The organism is Staphylococcus sp. EG-SA-18 (genome assembly GCF_017151825.1).
GTDB lineage: Bacteria > Bacillota > Bacilli > Staphylococcales > Staphylococcaceae > Staphylococcus > Staphylococcus aureus.
Map to the genome: position 1 here is coordinate 60263 of NZ_JACYVY010000022.1, position 20153 is coordinate 80415.

18 protein-coding genes are annotated in these 20153 nt (G+C 35.4%); 11 read left to right on the plus strand and 7 right to left on the minus strand.

Features of this window, described 5'->3' with window-relative positions:
- Nucleotides 1-4: 4 nt before the first annotated feature.
- Nucleotides 5-1225, plus strand: coding sequence for a NupC/NupG family nucleoside CNT transporter (locus IDG66_RS06795; RefSeq protein WP_001022971.1), 1221 nt, complete (start codon nt 5-7; stop codon nt 1223-1225).
- Between the two features lie 105 nt (nt 1226-1330).
- Here the strand turns inward: IDG66_RS06795 and IDG66_RS06800 are convergent, their stop codons facing one another.
- A complete protein-coding gene (locus tag IDG66_RS06800) occupies nt 1331-2863 on the minus strand; it encodes a sodium:solute symporter family protein (protein WP_000658552.1) in 1533 nt (510 codons plus the stop codon).
- A gap of 39 nt (nt 2864-2902) precedes the next feature.
- Nucleotides 2903-3784: an N-acetylneuraminate lyase gene (locus IDG66_RS06805; RefSeq protein ID WP_001030738.1), complete on the minus strand. Its 882-nt coding sequence runs from the start codon at nt 3782-3784 to the stop codon at nt 2903-2905.
- A 157-nt stretch (nt 3785-3941) separates the two neighbouring features.
- On the opposite strand from IDG66_RS06805, the gene IDG66_RS06810 reads away from it, so the two are divergent.
- Entirely contained in the window at nt 3942-4802 is an 861-nt protein-coding gene (locus IDG66_RS06810; protein ID WP_000291445.1) for an ROK family protein, read from the plus strand.
- 276 nt (nt 4803-5078) lie between these two features.
- Here the strand turns inward: IDG66_RS06810 and rpiRa are convergent, their stop codons facing one another.
- The gene (gene rpiRa, locus IDG66_RS06815; RefSeq protein WP_000667389.1) at nt 5079-5879 is read right to left on the minus strand and encodes a pentose phosphate pathway transcriptional regulator RpiRA; all 801 of its coding nucleotides are present in this window, start codon (nt 5877-5879) and stop codon (nt 5079-5081) included.
- 140 nt (nt 5880-6019) lie between these two features.
- On the opposite strand from rpiRa, the gene IDG66_RS06820 reads away from it, so the two are divergent.
- Entirely contained in the window at nt 6020-6688 is a 669-nt protein-coding gene (locus IDG66_RS06820) for an N-acetylmannosamine-6-phosphate 2-epimerase (protein WP_000936729.1), read from the plus strand.
- A gap of 130 nt (nt 6689-6818) precedes the next feature.
- Here the strand turns inward: IDG66_RS06820 and IDG66_RS06825 are convergent, their stop codons facing one another.
- Nucleotides 6819-8132 carry a YjiH family protein gene (locus IDG66_RS06825; protein WP_001077729.1) on the minus strand — a complete coding sequence of 438 codons (1314 nt, stop codon included), beginning with the start codon at nt 8130-8132 and terminating at the stop codon, nt 6819-6821.
- Between the two features lie 417 nt (nt 8133-8549).
- Between IDG66_RS06825 and lip2 the strand changes: the two genes are divergently transcribed.
- Nucleotides 8550-10622 carry a YSIRK domain-containing triacylglycerol lipase Lip2/Geh gene (gene lip2, locus IDG66_RS06830; RefSeq protein ID WP_000943814.1) on the plus strand — a complete coding sequence of 691 codons (2073 nt, stop codon included), beginning with the start codon at nt 8550-8552 and terminating at the stop codon, nt 10620-10622.
- Nucleotides 10623-10863: 241 nt separating this feature from the next.
- Here the strand turns inward: lip2 and IDG66_RS06835 are convergent, their stop codons facing one another.
- Nucleotides 10864-11691: an alpha/beta hydrolase gene (locus tag IDG66_RS06835; protein ID WP_000136014.1), complete on the minus strand. Its 828-nt coding sequence runs from the start codon at nt 11689-11691 to the stop codon at nt 10864-10866.
- 72 nt (nt 11692-11763) lie between these two features.
- Complete coding sequence (locus IDG66_RS06840) at nt 11764-12963, minus strand: NADH-dependent flavin oxidoreductase (RefSeq protein ID WP_000286483.1); 1200 nt, start codon at nt 12961-12963, stop codon at nt 11764-11766.
- 95 nt (nt 12964-13058) lie between these two features.
- On the opposite strand from IDG66_RS06840, the gene IDG66_RS06845 reads away from it, so the two are divergent.
- From IDG66_RS06845 to IDG66_RS06875, 7 genes are all read left to right on the plus strand, one after another.
- Entirely contained in the window at nt 13059-13151 is a 93-nt protein-coding gene (locus IDG66_RS06845; RefSeq protein ID WP_001801779.1) for a hypothetical protein, read from the plus strand.
- Between the two features lie 113 nt (nt 13152-13264).
- Nucleotides 13265-14266 (plus strand): LLM class flavin-dependent oxidoreductase, encoded by a 1002-nt coding sequence (locus tag IDG66_RS06850; RefSeq protein WP_000240058.1) that lies wholly within the window; start codon nt 13265-13267, stop codon nt 14264-14266.
- A gap of 33 nt (nt 14267-14299) precedes the next feature.
- Nucleotides 14300-14632 (plus strand): glycine cleavage system H family protein, encoded by a 333-nt coding sequence (locus tag IDG66_RS06855; protein ID WP_000731878.1) that lies wholly within the window; start codon nt 14300-14302, stop codon nt 14630-14632.
- Complete coding sequence (locus IDG66_RS06860) at nt 14633-15433, plus strand: protein-ADP-ribose hydrolase (RefSeq protein ID WP_000449060.1); 801 nt, start codon at nt 14633-14635, stop codon at nt 15431-15433.
- Complete coding sequence (locus tag IDG66_RS06865) at nt 15423-16367, plus strand: SIR2 family NAD-dependent protein deacylase (protein WP_001191947.1); 945 nt, start codon at nt 15423-15425, stop codon at nt 16365-16367. The genes IDG66_RS06860 and IDG66_RS06865 overlap by 11 nt, the downstream gene beginning before the upstream one ends.
- Nucleotides 16345-17367 carry a lipoate--protein ligase gene (locus IDG66_RS06870; RefSeq protein WP_000280800.1) on the plus strand — a complete coding sequence of 341 codons (1023 nt, stop codon included), beginning with the start codon at nt 16345-16347 and terminating at the stop codon, nt 17365-17367. Before IDG66_RS06865 ends, IDG66_RS06870 begins: the two co-directional genes overlap by 23 nt.
- A 315-nt stretch (nt 17368-17682) precedes the next feature.
- A complete protein-coding gene (locus tag IDG66_RS06875; protein ID WP_001060936.1) occupies nt 17683-18708 on the plus strand; it encodes an SDR family oxidoreductase in 1026 nt (341 codons plus the stop codon).
- 92 nt (nt 18709-18800) lie between these two features.
- Here the strand turns inward: IDG66_RS06875 and IDG66_RS06880 are convergent, their stop codons facing one another.
- Nucleotides 18801-20147, minus strand: coding sequence for a PTS ascorbate transporter subunit IIC (locus IDG66_RS06880; RefSeq protein ID WP_001147983.1), 1347 nt, complete (start codon nt 20145-20147; stop codon nt 18801-18803).
- Nucleotides 20148-20153: the final 6 nt, after the last annotated feature.

Genomic DNA, 20153 nt, shown 5'->3' on the forward strand with positions numbered 1-20153 from the left:
ATACATGAATATTTTATTCGCTATCACAGGGATAGCATTTGCACTATTTGTTGCGTTTTTATTCAGTTTTGATCGTAAAAACATAGACTTCAAAAAGACGTTAATAATGATATTTATTCAAGTGTTGATTGTGTTATTTATGATGAACACAACGATTGGTTTAACAATCTTAACTGCATTAGGCTCATTTTTTGAAGGGTTAATAAATGTTAGTAAAGCAGGTATAAACTTTGTTTTTGGAGATATACAAAATAAAAATGGCTTTACGTTCTTTTTAAATGTGTTGCTGCCATTAGTGTTCATTTCTGTATTAATAGGCATTTTTAATTATATTAAGGTATTACCATTTATTATCAAATATGTAGGTATCGCTATTAATAAAATAACGAGAATGGGGCGCTTAGAAAGTTACTTTGCTATTTCAACAGCAATGTTTGGACAACCAGAAGTATATTTAACAATAAAAGATATTATTCCGAGATTATCTAGAGCGAAATTATATACAATTGCGACGTCTGGTATGAGTGCTGTTAGTATGGCAATGTTGGGTTCATATATGCAGATGATTGAGCCCAAGTTCGTAGTTACAGCTGTAATGTTAAATATTTTTAGTGCGCTTATCATCGCCAGTGTAATCAATCCCTATAAATCTGATGATAGTGATGTTGAAATTGATAACTTAACTAAATCAACGGAAACGAAATCAGTGAATGGAAAAACAGGAAAACCTAAGAAAGTTGCCTTTTTCCAAATGATTGGTGATAGTGCGATGGATGGGTTTAAAATCGCTGTTGTAGTAGCCGTAATGTTGTTAGCATTTATTTCATTAATGGAAGCAATTAATATCATGTTTGGTAGTGTTGGTTTGAACTTTAAACAGCTTATTGGCTATGTGTTTGCACCAATCGCATTCTTAATGGGGATTCCATGGAGCGAAGCTGTTCCAGCTGGCTCTTTAATGGCGACTAAATTAATTACAAATGAGTTTGTAGCAATGCTTGATTTTAAAAATGTCCTGGGTGATGTATCAGCTCGAACACAAGGTATCATTTCAGTTTACTTAGTAAGCTTCGCTAATTTTGGTACGGTTGGTATCATCGTAGGTTCAATTAAAGGCATTAGTGATAAACAAGGAGAAAAAGTTGCATCCTTTGCAATGAGGTTGCTACTTGGTTCAACTCTAGCTTCTATCATTTCAGGATCAATCATTGGCCTAGTATTATAATTTAATCGAAGTACCTAAATTAAATTCATAACAACATCAAAACCCCGTCACCAAGTTGGCGCAACAGCGCATCATAACTTAGTGACGGGGTTTTATCATAACAATCTACTTTTTCGTAGCCGTTTTTGAAATGTATGTTGATGGTTTATCTTTTTCAAAAATTGTTAATCCCGTTATATCTTTTTTATGTTTTGAAGGGACAATGAAGCTAAGTATATAAGCAAAGACAAAAGCAACTGTAAATGAAATGGTAGATACATAGAAAGGTGAGTTACCTTTGCCAACACCATTATAGACATAAGCAAAGATGATACCCAATATTAATCCACAAATAACACCGAATGTATTCGTACGTTTAGTGAAAATACCAACTGCAAATACACCAGCCAATGGAACGCCGAATAATCCAGTCACAAACAAGAATAAATCCCATAAGTCATTTGAATTAGAAGCAATTAAGTATAGTGACATTCCAAAACCGAAAATACCTGCAATGATGATAATGAAACGTGCAAAGTTAACTTCGTGTCGCTCGCTACCTTTTCCGAAGAAGCGTTGCTTAATGTCGATTGAAATACAAGCAGATATAGAATTTAAACTAGATGAAATGGTAGACTGTGCAGCGGCGAAAATGGCTGCAATAAGTAATCCTGCTACAAATGGTGGCATCTCAGTCAAAATGAAATATGGCACTACAGATGATGTATTGAAGCCTTTTGGTAAAACAGCTTCATGTGTATAAAATGAATACAGCATTGTACCCATACCATAAAATAAGGGGGCTGAAATTAAAGCTAGGATACCATTTGTCCATAACGATTTATTTGTTTCTTTTAAACTATCAGAAGCTTGATAACGCTGCACGACGTCTTGACTCGCTGTGTATTGATACAAGTTGTTGAAAATATTTCCTAGGAAAATAATTGGAATGGCAGCTGCCGCAGTATTTAGTTTCCAATTGTCTGCACTAATTAATTTTTTGTGCTCAATCGCATCTGCAAAGACAGTGCCAAAACCGCCTTTAATGTTCATAACACCTAGAATAATGATAACTAAAGCGCCGCCTAATAAAATGACGCCTTGAATGAAATCACTCCAAACCACACCTTCGAATCCACCTAAAAATGTATATAAAATACATAGTAAACCAACGAGTGATGCAACGATATAAGGGTTCATGTCTGATACAGATGTGATTGCTAATGTTGGTAAGTAGATAACGATTGCAACACGCCCTAAATGGTAAACGACAAATAATAATGAGCCAATAACACGTATGCTAGGGCCAAATCTAGCTTCTAAATATTCATATGCTGATGTTACTTTTAACTTTTTAAAGAAAGGGACATAGAAATAAATGAGTAATGGAATAATTGCGACGATAGCAATGTTACCAGCGATATATGACCAATCTGTTAAAAATGCTTTCTCTGGTGTCGACATAAATGTAATCGCACTTAACGTAGTAGCATAAATTGAAAAGCCAACTACCCAAGATGGCAAGCGACCACTTGCGGTAAAGAAACTATTGGTACTTTGGCTCGCGCGCTTGGTAAAATAAACGCCAATGAACAACATAGCTAGTAGATAAATGATAACGGCAACCCAGTTTAGTGTGCCAAATCCAATTTCTTTCATGGGCAACATCCCCTTTACAATGTATTGATTCTTTGATGTCTATAAATCGTATTTTGCAATGAGTTGATCTAATGTTTGTCGATGTGCTTCGTTAAAAGGTTTGAAAGGTCTTTTCGGTAATCCTGCATCAATGCCACGATGACGTAATATTTCTTTCAATGTTGGATAAATCCCCATTGATAACACTGTTTCGATAATGTCGTTTGAATCATGTTGTAGTTGGTAAGCTTCTTGAATTTGACCTTGTCTTGCTAAGTCGAAGATTTTTCTAGCGCGGCGACCATTAACGTTATATGTAGAACCAATTGCACCATCTACGCCAGAAATCGTAGCTTGAACTAACATTTCATCAAAGCCAGATAAGATTAATTTGTCTGGGAATGCTTTTCTAATACGTTCGAGTAGGAAGAAGTTTGGCGCTGTATATTTAACACCAACAATTTTTTCATGATTAAATAGCTCGCTGAATTGTTCAATAGAAATATTCACACCTGTTAAATCTGGTATTGCATAAATAATCATATTGTTCTGAGTTGCTTCGATAATATCGAAATAGTAATCTCTAATTTCTTCAAAAGTAAATGGATAGTAGAATGGTGTTACGGCAGAAAGTGCATCATAACCGAGTTCTGTGGCATATTTTCCAAGTTCAATGGCTTCATTTAAATCTAACGAACCTACTTGAGCAATCAATTTCACTTTATCCCCAACTGCCTCTTTGGCAACTTTGAAAACTTGCTTCTTCTGCTCTGTATTTAATAAAAAGTTTTCGCCTGAGCTACCATTTACATAAAGACCGTCTAATTCTTCAGTTTCAATGGCATTTTGAGCAATTTGTTTGAGTCCTTGTTCATTTACTTGACCATTTTCATCAAAAGGAACGAGTAACGCTGCATATAAACCTTTTAAATCTTTGTTCATTATGAAGTCCCTCCAAAAATCATTTGATAATATAGTTTACAGCTATAATTGTAAACGCTATCATAAAATGTAACAATATCTTTTTGAAAATTGTAGTCATATTTATGTATAATTAATGAAAATGTTTTTCAAAATCAATAGAAATGGAGTGAGTAAGGTGTATTACATCGCAATCGATATTGGAGGCACTCAAATTAAATCGGCAGTTATTGATAAGCAATTGAATATGTTTGACTATCAACAAATATCAACGCCGGACAACAAAAGTGAGCTTATTACTGACAAAGTATATGAGATTGTAACAGGATATATGAAGCAATATCAGTTGATCCAACCTGTCATAGGTATTTCATCAGCAGGCGTTGTTGATGAACAAAAAGGCGAAATTGTATACGCAGGGCCAACCATTCCGAATTATAAAGGTACTAATTTTAAGCGATTATTAAAATCACTGTCTCCTTATGTCAAAGTAAAAAATGATGTAAACGCTGCATTACTAGGCGAATTGAAATTACATCAATATCAAGCAGAACGGATCTTTTGTATGACGCTTGGTACAGGCATTGGGGGTGCGTACAAGAATAATCAAGGTCATATTGATAATGGTGAGCTTCATAAGGCAAATGAAGTTGGGTATTTATTGTATCGTCCAACTGAAAATACAACGTTTGAGCAACGTGCTGCAACGAGTGCATTGAAAAAGCGCATGATTGCCGGAGGATTTACGAGAAGCACACATGTGCCAGTATTGTTTGAAGCAGCTGAAGAAGGTGATGATATTGCAAAACAAATATTGAATGAGTGGGCAGAAGATGTAGCAGAAGGGATTGCCCAAATACAGGTCATGTATGATCCAGGGCTTATATTAATTGGGGGCGGTATATCTGAACAAGGAGATAATCTCATTAAATATATCGAGCCGAAAGTTGCACACTATTTACCAAAAGACTATGTTTATGCACCAATACAAACGACTAAGAGTAAAAATGATGCAGCATTATATGGCTGTTTGCAATGATAGTTGAAAGAAGGAGTCATTCTAAAATAGAATTTGAAACCGTTACGAGAGATGAGAGCTGTTGTTAGTTCCACACATCACACTCTATCTAGGACCAATCTAAACTATATCAACCAACAGTGTGCCACAGACATATTAAATTGAAGAAGCTGAGATATTAAAATTTTAGAAAATGAAAAAAATATTTGGTATTGAAATTAAAAAAGCACCTAGCAACTCGTTGGGACAATCACGATGATTGTCTACAGTTGCAGGTGGATTTGAATATACTACTAGTTATTTGTTGTCTAGGATAATAGATTTAGTATGTTGATAAGTTTGACTCAGATTCGTATTTTCTAATAAATGATAGCTCACGATATCGATTAAAAAGAGTGTCGCAATTTGTGTGTTGATAAATTGATGGTCGGTATTACGCGATTGATCCGTTGTTAAAAGTACTAAATCTGCACAATCTGTAAGTTTGCTACCTTCGAAATTTGTGATGGCAACGACATATGCACCATGAGATTTGGCGACTTCCGCTGCAGAAATTAATTCCGAAGTATTACCACTATTTGACATAGCAATAAACATATCCGAATGAGATAGTAGGGATGCCGATATTTTCATTAAATGTGAATCGGTAGTAACATTACCTTTTAGCCCCATACGAATCATACGATAATAAAATTCAGTCGCTGATAAACCAGAGCTACCTAGTCCAGCAAAGAGTATATGTCGACTTGATTGAAGTTTGTCGATAAAGGTTTGGATAATGTCGTTATCAATAAATTCACCAGTTTGTTGAATGATTTGTTGATGATATTTATGAATTCTTTGAATAATTGGGCTATTTTCAATAACTGTCTCTGTCATTTCTTGTTGAATATTAAATTTTAAATCTTGGAAATTCTCATAATCCAGCTTATGACTAAAGCGTGTCATCGTTGCTGGTGATGTACCAATCGCATGGGTTAAGGAGTTAATCGTTGAAAAGGCATCGCTATAACCATTTTGTCTTATATAATTGACGATGCGTTTATCAGTTTTTGTAAATAAATGTTGATAACGTTGAACACGATTCTCAAATTTCATTGTGTCACCCCTTCATCTTAATGATTACTATTATATATGAAAAATATTTTCAAGATAGTAAAAAGCATTGATAAAAATTATCTTAATGATATATTGTAAATGACTTTACGTGAAAAAAACGACTTATGGAGTGAGGAATAATGTTACCACATGGATTAATAGTATCTTGTCAGGCACTACCAGATGAACCATTGCATTCATCTTTTATTATGTCGAAAATGGCATTAGCTGCGTATGAAGGTGGTGCTGTTGGTATTCGCGCAAATACTAAGGAAGACATTTTAGCAATTAAAGAAACGGTAGATTTACCAGTTATTGGCATTGTGAAACGTGACTATAATCACTCAGATGTTTTCATTACAGCAACGTCAAAAGAAGTTGATGAACTGATAGAAAGCCAATGTGAAGTCATTGCATTGGATGCAACGTTACAGCAACGTCCAAAAGAAACGTTAGACGAATTAGTATCATATATTAGAACACATGCACCGAACGTTGAAATCATGGCTGATATCGCGACCGTTGAAGAAGCTAAAAATGCCGCACGACTTGGCTTTGATTATATTGGCACGACGTTACATGGCTATACTAGTTATACGCAAGGACAATTACTTTATCAAAATGACTTCCAATTTCTAAAAGATGTACTACAAAGTGTTGATGCAAAAGTTATTGCGGAAGGTAATGTCATTACACCGGATATGTATAAACGCGTGATGGACTTAGGCGTTCATTGTTCAGTCGTTGGTGGTGCGATAACACGACCAAAAGAAATTACGAAACGTTTTGTTCAAGTTATGGAAGATTAAATGATAACGATAAAAAAACGAGATGACCATCATTAATTAAAGGTACCTAATTATCTTAGGTGGCTGAATGAATGTAATGGGTTCATCTCGTTTTGTTTGTTTACGATAGTGATTTTATTTTCAATTTGAATTATCCAAAAATAAGTAAAGCGACGGGGATGGTGATTAATAGCGACAATGCCACGCGTAAAAACCAAATGATGATGAGTTTCCAGACAGGTATTTTAATTTCAGTTGCTAGTATACATGGCACTAATGCTGAGAAAAAGATAATGGCTGATACGCTTACTACACCGACGACAAATTTAGTACTCATTGCAGCTTTAGTTACTAACAAAGATGGTAGAAACATCTCTACAATAGAAATCGCTGACGCTTTTGCAAGTAAAGCCTGATCAGCAATTGGGAAAATATAAATAAATGGATAGAAGATATAGCCAAGCCAATCAATGAATGGTGTATAGTTCGCTACAATCAGTCCTAAAAAACCAATCGATAATATAGAAGGCAAAATACCAACAGTCATTTCTAAACCGTCTTTCAAATTGTCCCAAACGTTCTTCACGAGGGATGGTGTTAATGCATTTTGTTTCATCGCCTCTGCATATGCAGTTTTCAGTCTGCTTCCTTCAATAGCAACTTCTTGTTCTCCTTCTTGTCCGTTATAATATTCTGTTGATTCATTGGTGATTGGCGGTAGCCATGCAGTAATTGCAGTCACGACAAATGTGATGACTAAAGTTATCCAAAAGTATAAATTCCAATGCGGCATTAATCCTAAAGTTTTAGCAACGATAATCATAAAAGTTGCTGAAACTGTTGAAAAGCCAGTCGCAATAATCGTGGCTTCTCGTTTGTTGTACATCCCTTGCTTATAGACACGATTAGTAATCAATAATCCTAAGGAATAACTGCCGACAAACGAAGCTACTGCATCGACAGCGGATTTTCCTGGTGTTTTAAAAATAGGTCTCATAATAGGCTCCATATAAACACCGACAAATTCTAATAAGCCATAGCCTACTAATAAAGAAAGCGCAATTGCACCTACTGGAATTAAGATACTTAATGGCATCATTAATTTTTCAAACAAGAACGGACCATAGTTAGCTTTAAATAGTATTGATGGACCGATTTTAAATACATACATTATACCAATCATTGCACCTGCAACTTTAAATAATGTAATGACCAAGTTTGTGATTGAAGTCATAAAAGTACGTCTCACTATTGGTAACGCTGTACCAATTAAAATCATAATCAGTGCAACATAGGGCATAAGTGGACCTATGATTGAGCGAATGGCTAGATGAACATGATCGACGAAAATAGTGTTGTTACCATTAATCGTAAAAGGAATAAAGAAACATAGTATGCCCACTAAACTATAGACAAAAAAACGCCATGCACTTGGTTGTTGTGCATTAGAATGATATTGATTCATTAAAGCAACCCCTTTGTTTAAATGAATACACAAAACTGTATGATGCATCTTCCCCTTAATGAGATGAATCATTATTTTAATTTAGAAAAATCTGAAAACTTATTATAATTGTATAGTTTGAATTATTTTCAGACCAATACAAATTAACTAATTATATATAGATTGAAACTATATTACTTAATAAAATATTTATCTTAAATGTTGTTGTGATGATTCAACGCCACAACTAAAAGTGTTTATAAATTATTTGGAAATGCACATATTTGTAAATGATTAGTATCGATTTAATATCGTATTATTAAATTTTTATTAATTTTGTAGTCTTAATCAAAAAATAATATATGTCATGTTATATTGAAGGTGCAGTTGTTTTTCATTCTCAAGAGGGGGTCAAAAAAATACTTTTGAGGTGATTATATGTTAAGAGGACAAGAAGAAAGAAAGTATAGTATTAGAAAGTATTCAATAGGCGTGGTGTCAGTGTTAGCGGCTACAATGTTTGTTGTGTCATCACATGAAGCACAAGCCTCGGAAAAAACACCAACTAATGCAGCGGTACAAAAAGAAACACTAAATCAACCGGGAGAACAAGGGAATGCGATAACGTCACATCAAATGCAGTCAGGAAAGCAATTAGACGATATGCATAAAGAGAATGGTAAAAGTGGAACAGTGACAGAAGGTAAAGATACGCTTCAATTATCGAAGTATCAATCAACACAAAATAGTAAAACAATCAGAACGCAAAATGATAATCAAGTAAAGCAAGATTCTGAACGACAAGGTTCTAAACAGTCACACCAAAATAATGCGACTAATAATACTGAACGTCAAAATGATCAGGTTCAAAATACCCATCATGCTGAACGTAATGGATCACAATCGACAACGTCACAATCGAATGATGTTGATAAATCACAACCATCCATTCCGGCACAAAAGGTATTACCCAATCATGATAAAGCAGCACCAACTTCAACTACACCCCCGTCTAATGATAAAACTGCACCTAAATCAACAAAAGCACAAGATGCAACCACGGACAAACATCCAAATCAACAAGATACACATCAACCCGCGCATCAAATCATAGATGCAAAGCAAGATGATACTGTTCGCCAAAGTGAACAGAAACCACAAGTTGGCGATTTAAGTAAACATATCGATGGTCAAAATTCCCCAGAGAAACCGACAGATAAAAATACTGATAATAAACAACTAATCAAAGATGCGCTTCAAGCGCCTAAAACACGTTCGACTACAAATGCAGCAGCAGATGCTAAAAAGGTTCGACCACTTAAAGCGAATCAAGTACAACCACTTAACAAATATCCAGTTGTTTTTGTACATGGATTTTTAGGATTAGTAGGCGATAATGCACCTGCTTTATATCCAAATTATTGGGGTGGAAATAAATTTAAAGTTATCGAAGAATTGAGAAAGCAAGGCTATAATGTACATCAAGCAAGTGTAAGTGCATTTGGTAGTAACTATGATCGCGCTGTAGAACTTTATTATTACATTAAAGGTGGTCGCGTAGATTATGGCGCAGCACATGCAGCTAAATACGGACATGAGCGCTATGGTAAGACTTATAAAGGAATCATGCCTAATTGGGAACCTGGTAAAAAGGTACATCTTGTAGGGCATAGTATGGGTGGTCAAACAATTCGTTTAATGGAAGAGTTTTTAAGAAATGGTAACAAAGAAGAAATTGCCTATCATAAAGCGCATGGTGGAGAAATATCACCATTATTCACTGGTGGTCATAACAATATGGTTGCATCAATCACAACATTAGCAACACCACATAATGGTTCACAAGCAGCTGATAAGTTTGGAAATACAGAAGCTGTTAGAAAAATCATGTTCGCTTTAAATCGATTTATGGGTAACAAGTATTCGAATATCGATTTAGGATTAACGCAATGGGGCTTTAAACAATTACCAAATGAGAGTTACATTGACTATATAAAACGCGTTAGTAAAAGCAAAATTTGGACATCAGACGACAATGCTGCCTATGATTTAACGTTAGATGGCTCTGCAAAATTGAACAACATGACAAGTATGAATCCTAATATTACGTATACGACTTATACAGGTGTATCATCTCATACTGGTCCATTAGGTTATGAAAATCCTGATTTAGGTACATTTTTCTTAATGGATACAACGAGTAGAATTATTGGTCATGATGCAAGAGAAGAATGGCGTAAAAATGATGGTGTCGTACCAGTGATTTCGTCATTACATCCGTCCAATCAACCATTTGTTAATGTTACGAATGATGAACCTGCCACACGCAGAGGTATCTGGCAAGTTAAACCAATCATACAAGGATGGGATCATGTCGATTTTATCGGTGTGGACTTCCTGGATTTCAAACGTAAAGGTGCAGAACTTGCCAACTTCTATACAGGTATTATAAATGACTTGTTGCGTGTTGAAGCGACTGAAAGTAAAGGAACACAATTGAAAGCAAGTTAAATTCATCTTCTGAATTTAATATGCTATGTAAATCGTGCTGTTATCATGGCACATCAGATATAAGTAGCATCACAGTGTTGAATTTAAAAATAGTAAAGTGAAATAAAGCGCCTGTCTCATTAGCGAAAACTAAAGGGACAGGCGTATCTGTTTATGAGCTTAATAAATTGTATGAATAATATGGTTGATCGAATAACTGTTTATCATGATGATAAATTGAGTTTTTTAAAATAATGATATATTACATCATTGTTATAGCGTTTAAGAAATCAACAACTTTACGATAAATAGTGATTGCTTCGTCATTAGGTCTACGATCAAAATCATGCTCGTTTTTATTCACGCGTTCAAATGTTGAATGTGGAACATGATTCATGATATGTTCGCTTTCCTCAACGGGAACATCATAATCGCCATTACAATGCGCAATGAAAACAGGTGGAAGTGTTTTAAGTTCATCTGGTGCAATATTATATTTTGAATCAGTATAATCAGCAATGTTAATCATATTTATCCATTTACCTGTGCCACGTGCATAAACGTAGATTAAAAAACGTTGTGCGATTTGATCTTGAACAACCGGTGTTGGTGAAGTGAGTTGTGCAATCATTGTTTCGTTTACGCTTTGAGCTATTTTTGCGTAATAACTATTAGTTGTTTTAAAAGGTTCAGTGTTGATGCGACTATAACCATAAAAATCAATAACACCATCAATATCTCTGTCTCGTGCAATTAATAGACTTAAATATGCACCTGATGATCTGCCAAAGGTAAAAATAGGGCAATTAGAATATTGTGATTGAATCGCATCGAATGATGCGTAGACATCCTCAATAATGCAATCGAGACTTACTTCTGGTAATAAACGATAACTTAGTTGAATTAAATCGTAATGTTCCGTAAGGATATCGATATACTGTGGGGATAAATCGTTAGCTTTACCGAACATTAATCCACCACCGTGGATGTAGACAATAGCGCCTTTTGTTGGTTGATTTTTTGCTTTAATAATTGTGTAAGGTAATGCAAATGCATCTTTAGTAATTACTTTATCTTTAATTTCAGTCACGATTTAATAGGCTCCTTATTTTTGATATTGATGTCATTATAACACTGTCTTAAATTTCCATGAAAAATAGTCTTAAGACGATGAGTCATGATAATTCTGTTCCAATTGACGTAAAGCGTCACGGGTATGCTTCTTTAGACCTTCCCCATAATCCATCATTTTAACAATATCTTTAAAAGCAGCATGTGGAATGGCTAAATCTTCTAAATCTGCCATAGAAAATTCAAGATTGATATCATGTGGTCGCTGTTCAGCAAGTTTATGCACAAAGTCAGGTTCTGTGACAAAAGGCGAAGACATGCCGACCATATCTGCATGTTGTAAAGCATCTAAAGCAGACTCTGGAGAATTAATCCCGCCACTTGCAATTAAAGGGATACGACCTGCTAAATGTTCATAGACAATTTGGTTAACTGGTCGACCGAAATGATCACCTGGTGTACGAGACGTATTTTGATAAATATGTCGACCCCAGCTAGCGATTGCTAAGTATTGGATGTTTGAAACGTCCATGACCCAATCGATTAATTGGTTGAACTCGTCAATGGTATATCCTAAATCACTGCCTCTGGTTTCTTCTGGCGTTGCTCGAAATCCTAAAATAAAATTGTCAGGTGCTTCTTTATCAATCACTTCTTGTACCGCACGCATAACTTCTAAACATAATCTTGCACGATTTTTTAATGAGTCGGCACCGTAATGGTCTGTACGTTTATTCGAAAAAGTTGAGAAAAATGTTTGAATCAGCAAACGTTGTGCAATCGAAATTTCCACACCATCAAAACCTGCTTTAATCGCGCGTAATGTAGCATCGCGATACTGCTGAATGATGCTATTGATTTTCTCATGAGACATGGCGATAACATCGTGTTCAATCGGTGAATGCAATGTCATAGGGCTTGGTCCATACACCTTTCCAAAATTTAAAATGGCTTGATTTGAAAAACGACCAGCATGCGCTAGCTGGATAATAGCGAGGCTACCATGTTGTTTCATCGTAGATGCCATGTTAGTTAATCCAGGGATACAAGCATCATGATCAATATTAAAGCCATATTCAAACAATTGACCATAAGGTTCAATGTAAGCAGCGCCGGTGACTTGCATTCCAGCTGAATTAGAGCGACGTGCAGCATAAGCCAAGTCTTCTTTTGTAATATAGCCTTCTTTTGTTGATGTGTTTACGGTCATTGGTGATAATACAAAGCGATTCGAAATTTTGATGCCATTAGGTAAGTGGATTGATTGTAAAAGTGGTTTGTATCGGTACATACTATGATTCCTTTTCTATTCAATATTGTTTTCAAAGTACCATGGAAAGAATGAATAATCAATGATGAACAGTCTTGATAGAATAGAATTGGTACATGGAAAGTATTTTTAAAATTAAACTAATGAATGGCATTTGTAGGTCTGAAAATATGAATATGAAAAAGAAAAATAAAGGCGAAAAGATATAAAAGTTAATTGAAAAACGTTATCATATACGTGGGTATATGAAGAGGGAATGGTATTAAGAACGCTAAAATGTTATGTCGGTTTGACATGACAGGATAAGTTTGGAGATGACGGATTGGTTAAATTAAGCGTATTAGACTATGCCTTAATAGATGAAGGTAAGGATGCACAAAAGGCATTGCAAGATTCAGTGACACTTGCAAAATTAGCAGATCGACTTGGCTTTAAGCGAATTTGGTTTACGGAACATCATAATGTACCAGCGTTTGCGTGTAGTAGTCCAGAACTTTTGATGATGCATACATTGGCGCAGACAAATCACATACGAGTTGGCTCTGGTGGTGTGATGCTGCCGCACTATCGACCTTATAAAATTGCTGAGCATTTTAGAATGATGGCAGCGTTATATCCAAATCGTATTGATTTAGGTATTGGTAATAATCCAGGTACTACTATGGTAAAGCAAGCTTTAGATGGAATAAATCCTACATATGATAGTTACGATGAATCGATTTCGTTATTACGTGATTATCTTACAATAAAGGATAAACCAAGTGCGCATACGTTAGGTGTCCAACCACACATTGATCATTTTCCAGAAATGTGGTTATTAAGTAGTAGCGCAACATCTGCCAAAATAGCTGCCGAACTAGGTATAGGGCTTTCTGTTGGAACATTTTTGCTACCAGATATAAATGCGATACATGCAGCGAAGGATAACATTGATATTTACAAAAAACATTTCCAAGCATCAACGATTAAAATGGACGCAAAGGTGATGGCATCTGTATTTGTCATTGTAGCTGATAACGAAGCGGAAGTAGCAGCATTACAACATGCCTTAGATGTTTGGTTATTAGGTAAATTACAATTTGCAGAATTTGAAGATTTTCCTTCAGTAGACACAGCACAAAAGTATAAGCTTAATGATCGAGACAAAGAGATGATTCAAGCACATCAAGCACGCATCATTGCAGGTACACAAGAAAAGGTTAAAGCACAATTAGATGATTTCATTGCTACGTTTGAAGTTGATGAGGTGTTAGTAGCACCGCTTATTCCAGGTATTGAACAGCGTTGTAAAACATTAAAATTACTCGCGGAAATTTATTTGTAGCATTTTAAATAGAAGAGAAAGGATGAAGATAAGATGAAAAAGTTAGCCAATTATTTATGGGTAGAAAAAGTAGGAGATTTGTATGTGTTTAGTATGACACCTGAATTGCAAGATGATATTGGGACAGTAGGTTATGTTGAATTCGTAAGTCCAGATGAAGTTAAAGTGGATGATGAAATTGTGAGTATCGAAGCATCGAAAACGGTCATTGATGTGCAAACGCCATTGTCAGGAACGATTATTGAGCGAAATACAAAAGCGGAAGAAGAACCGACAATTTTAAACTCTGAAAAACCAGAAGAAAATTGGTTGTTCAAATTGGATGATGTCGATAAAGAAGCATTCCTAGCATTACCGGAGGCTTAAATGGAAACGTTAAAATCAAATAAAGCGAGACTTGAATATTTAATCAATGATATGCATCGAGAGAGAAATGACAATGACGTATTGGTAATGCCATCTTCATTTGAAGATTTGTGGGAATTATATCGAGGCTTAGCAAATGTCAGACCGGCATTACCTGTAAGTGATGAATATTTAGCTGTACAAGATGCTATGTTAAGTGATTTGAATCGTCAACATGTTACGGATTTGAAGGATTTGAAGCCGATAAAAGGTGACAATATCTTTGTTTGGCAAGGTGATATCACGACGTTAAAAATCGATGCTATTGTTAATGCTGCAAATAGTCGTTTTCTAGGATGTATGCAAGCTAATCATGACTGCATTGATAATATTATTCATACAAAAGCGGGTGTTCAAGTTCGACTTGATTGTGCAGAGATCATTCGACAACAAGGGCGCAATGAAGGTGTAGGTAAAGCCAAAATAACACGTGGATATAATTTGCCAGCAAAGTATATAATTCATACGGTTGGTCCGCAAATACGTCGATTGCCTGTTTCAAAGATGAATCAGGACTTGTTAGCTAAATGTTATCTTAGCTGTCTTAAATTGGCTGATCAACATAGTTTAAATCATGTCGCTTTTTGCTGTATATCTACAGGTGTATTTGCTTTTCCTCAAGATGAAGCAGCAGAAATTGCTGTTCGAACAGTAGAAAGCTATCTCAAAGAAACAAATTCAACATTGAAAGTCGTGTTCAATGTATTTACAGATAAGGATTTACAACTGTATAAGGAGGCATTTAACCGTGATGCAGAGTAGTAAGTGGAATGCAATGTCTCTGTTAATGGATGACAAGACAAAGCAGGCTGAAGTATTGCGTACTGCGATTGATGAAGCAGATGCGATAGTGATTGGAATTGGTGCAGGCATGTCTGCATCTGACGGATTTACATATGTAGGAGAGCGTTTTACGGAAAATTTCCCAGATTTTATTGAAAAATATCGCTTCTTTGATATGTTGCAAGCGAGTTTACATCCTTATGGCAGTTGGCAAGAGTATTGGGCATTTGAGAGTCGTTTTATTACATTAAACTATTTAGATCAACCTGTAGGTCAGTCTTACCTCGCTTTAAAATCCTTGGTGGAAGGTAAACAGTACCACATTATAACTACGAATGCAGATAATGCTTTCGATGTAGCTGATTATGATATGACTCATGTATTTCATATACAAGGGGAGTATATACTGCAACAGTGTAGTCAGCATTGTCATGCTCAAACGTATCGCAATGATGATTTAATTCGTAAAATGGTTGTTGCGCAACAAGATATGCTTATACCTTGGGAGATGATTCCAAGATGTCCAAAATGTGATGCCCCAATGGAAGTGAATAAACGTAAAGCGGAAGTTGGGATGGTTGAAGATGCTGAATTTCATGCGCAACTACATCGTTATAATGCTTTTCTAGAGCAACATCAAGATGATAAAGTGTTGTATTTGGAAATTGGAATTGGTTATACTACACCACAATTTGTGAAGCATCCTTTTCAGCGTATGACACGTAAAAATGAAAATGCACTTTATATGACGATGAATAAAAAGGCATATCGCATTCCGAATTCAATTCAAGAACGTACCATACATTTAACTGAGGATATCTCAACATTGATTACAACAGCACTCCGGAACGATAGCACAACGCAAAATAACAACATTGGAGAGACAAAAGATGTACTTAATAGAACCGATTAGGAATGGAGAATATATTACTGATGGTGCGATTGCACTCGCTATGCAAGTTTATGTTAATCAGCATATCTTTTTAGATGAAGATATTTTATTCCCTTATTATTGTGATCCAAAAGTGGAAATTGGACGTTTTCAAAATACTGCTATAGAAGTGAATCAAGATTATATAGATAAACACAGTATTCAAGTAGTTCGCCGAGATACTGGTGGTGGCGCTGTGTATGTTGATAAAGGTGCCGTTAATATGTGTTGTATTTTAGAACAAGACACTTCAATTTATGGTGATTTTCAACGATTTTATCAGCCAGCTATAAAGGCGTTGCATACATTAGGTGCAACAGATGTGATACAAAGCGGTAGAAATGATTTAACATTGAATGGTAAAAAAGTGTCAGGCGCCGCAATGACATTAATGAACAATCGTATTTATGGCGGTTATTCGCTATTACTTGATGTTAATTATGAAGCAATGGATAAAGTGTTAAAGCCTAATCGCAAAAAGATTGCATCGAAAGGGATTAAATCTGTGCGCGCACGTGTTGGTCATCTTAGAGAAGCACTGGATGAAAAGTATCGTGGTATAACCATTGAAGAATTTAAAAATTTAATGGTGACACAGATTTTGGGAATCGATGACATTAAAGAGGCAAAACGATACGAATTAACGGATGCAGATTGGGAAGCGATTGATGAATTAGTTGATAAAAAGTATAAAAATTGGGATTGGAATTATGGCAAGTCACCCAAATATGAATATAATCGAAGTGAAAGATTATCATCAGGTACTGTAGATATTACCATTTCTGTTGAACAAAATCGTATTGCAGATTGTAGAATTTTTGGTGATTTCTTTGGACAAGGTGATATAAAAGATGTGGAAGAAGCATTACAAGGAACAAAAATGACAAGAGAAGATTTAACGCATCAGTTAAAGCAATTAGACATCGTTTATTATTTTGGTAATGTTACGGTTGGATCATTGGTTGAGATGATTTTAAGTTAATATTGTTTAGGCGTTAATGTCGCACCCTCAATGAATATGTGTATTTGCTTTTAAAATGGTGACTATGTAGTTATGTAATTTGAACATACGATTGAAAATGAATTTAGTTAATTAGCAAAGACATCATATTTATAGCGTTTGTGTTTCTAAATGATTGGGTATTTGAAAATGGTTAATGATAGTTTTTAAAGGAATAAATTCATTTTCATTTATATAAGTAAGATTAAATACTAGCTACTAAAGTCTATTTATATACGTCAAAATATAATGACTGCTATAATGAGTAATCAATAGACACAAAGAGGAGATTATGTGATGAATAATAAAGTATTAGTAACCGGTGGTACAGGGTTTGTTGGCATGCGAATTATTTCACGATTATTAGAACAAGGTTATGAGGTACAAACAACGATACGTGATTTAAGTAAAGCTGATAAAGTAATTAAAACAATGCAAGACAATGGCATTTCCACAGAGCGATTAATGTTTGTCGAAGCGGATTTATCACAAGATGAACATTGGGATGAAGCAATGAAAGATTGTAAATATGTCTTGAGTGTAGCATCTCCGGTGTTTTTCGGTAAAACAGACGATGCAGAAGTGATGGCGAAGCCTGCCATTGAAGGCATACAACGTATTTTAAGAGCTGCAGAACATGCTGGCGTGAAGCGTGTGGTGATGACTGCAAACTTTGGTGCAGTTGGTTTTAGCAATAAAGATAAAAATTCAATCACAAATGAAAGTCATTGGACAAATGAAGATGAACCAGGCTTATCAGTATATGAAAAATCAAAATTGTTAGCTGAAAAGGCAGCGTGGGATTTTGTTGAGAATGAAAATACAACAGTAGAATTTGCCACAATCAATCCAGTTGCAATTTTTGGGCCATCATTAGATGCACACGTTTCAGGAAGCTTTCATTTATTAGAAAATTTATTGAATGGTTCAATGAAACGTGTACCGCAAATTCCATTGAATGTTGTTGATGTGAGAGACGTAGCTGAACTACACATTTTGGCAATGACAAATGAACAGGCTAATGGCAAGCGATTTATTGCTACAGCTGATGGACAAATTAATTTGTTGGAAATTGCAAAATTAATTAAAGAAAAGAGACCTGAAATAGCTCAAAAAGTTTCTACTAAAAAATTACCAGACTTTGTTTTGAGTCTAGGTGCTAAATTTAATCATCAAGCTAAAGAAGGTAAACTTTTATTAGATATGAATCGAAATGTAAGTAACGAACGTGCAAAAATACTTCTTGGTTGGGAACCGATTGCGACACAAAAAGAAGCAATTTTAGCAGCTGTCGATAGTATGGCTAAGTATCATTTAATATAATACAAAACACCGTCCATAAGTAAGTGGCTTTCCTCTTGATAAAAGAGGCATTCACTCAATATGTGACGGTGTTTTATATATTTACGTTAACACTATTGCTGTGGCTTTTGACGGCCTTTTAATAAAATTGCTGTCGCACCTACGATAATAATAAATAGAATCGCACCAAATAATCCCATATATTTTACTGCGTTACCGAACACGATACCGACAGTTAAAAAGTCTGTATCTGAGAATGTTGTTGCAGCACCACCTAATTCGCCTAAAAATGGCAAGAATAATAATGGTAAAAACGTTATTAGGATACCATTTAGAGCGGCGCCAGCAACAGCACCTTTAATACCGCCTCTTGCATTACCGAATACAGCAGCCGTTGCACCTAAGAAGAAGTGTGCAACTACGCCAGGTAAAATGACGACGCCACCAAATAAGAATAAGATAAACATACCGATGACACCTGTAATAAAGCTGACAAAGAATCCAATTAATACTGCATTTTGTGCATAAGGGAACACAATAGGGCAGTCTAATGCAGGTTTAGAATTTGGTACAAGCTTTTCAGAAATTCCTTTAAATGCTGGGACGATTTCAGCTAAGATTAAGCGAACGCCCGTTAAAATAATAAATACACCAGCAGCAAATGTCACACCTTGAATTAATGAAAAGACAATAAAGTTTTGACCATTACTAATAGACTCGTGTACATAACTAACGCCCGCAAATAAGCATGCGATGAAGTAAAGTAATGCCATCGTAATCGAGATACTAATTGTACTTTCTCGTAAGAAACTTAAGCCTTTTGGAAATTTAATCTCTTCCGTTGATTTAGACTTACCTTTGAATAATTGACCTACAGCACCTGCGGCAAAGTAACTGATTGAGCCAAAATGACCTAAAGCTACTTGGTCATTCCCTGTAATTTTTCGCATCGTAGGTTGGAGTAATGCAGGTAATACTGCCATGATTAATCCTAATACGAGTGCGCCGATAACAATCGTTAGCCAGCCTTTAATATGACTGACTGTTAAAATGATTGCTAAAAACGCAGCCATGTAAAATGTATGATGACCTGTTAAAAAGATATATTTTAAATTAGTGAAGCGGGCAATTAAAATATTAACAATCATGCCACAGACCATGATGAGTGCAGCTGTTGTTCCAAAATCTTTTAAGGCTAGTGAGACGATAGCTTCGTTGTTAGGTACGATACCTTGCACACCAAATGCGTGTTGGAATATTTTGCCGAATGGTTCAAGAGATCGAACGACGACATCAGCACCTGCACTTAAAATTAAGAAGCCTAATATCGTTTTAATGGTTCCTGAAGTGATCGTTGCGGCAGGTTTTTTCTGAACGATTAAACCTATAAAGGCAATCAGTGCAACAAGAATGGCTGGTTGACTTAAAATATCGACTATAAAATTAAGGATTGCTTGCATAGGTCG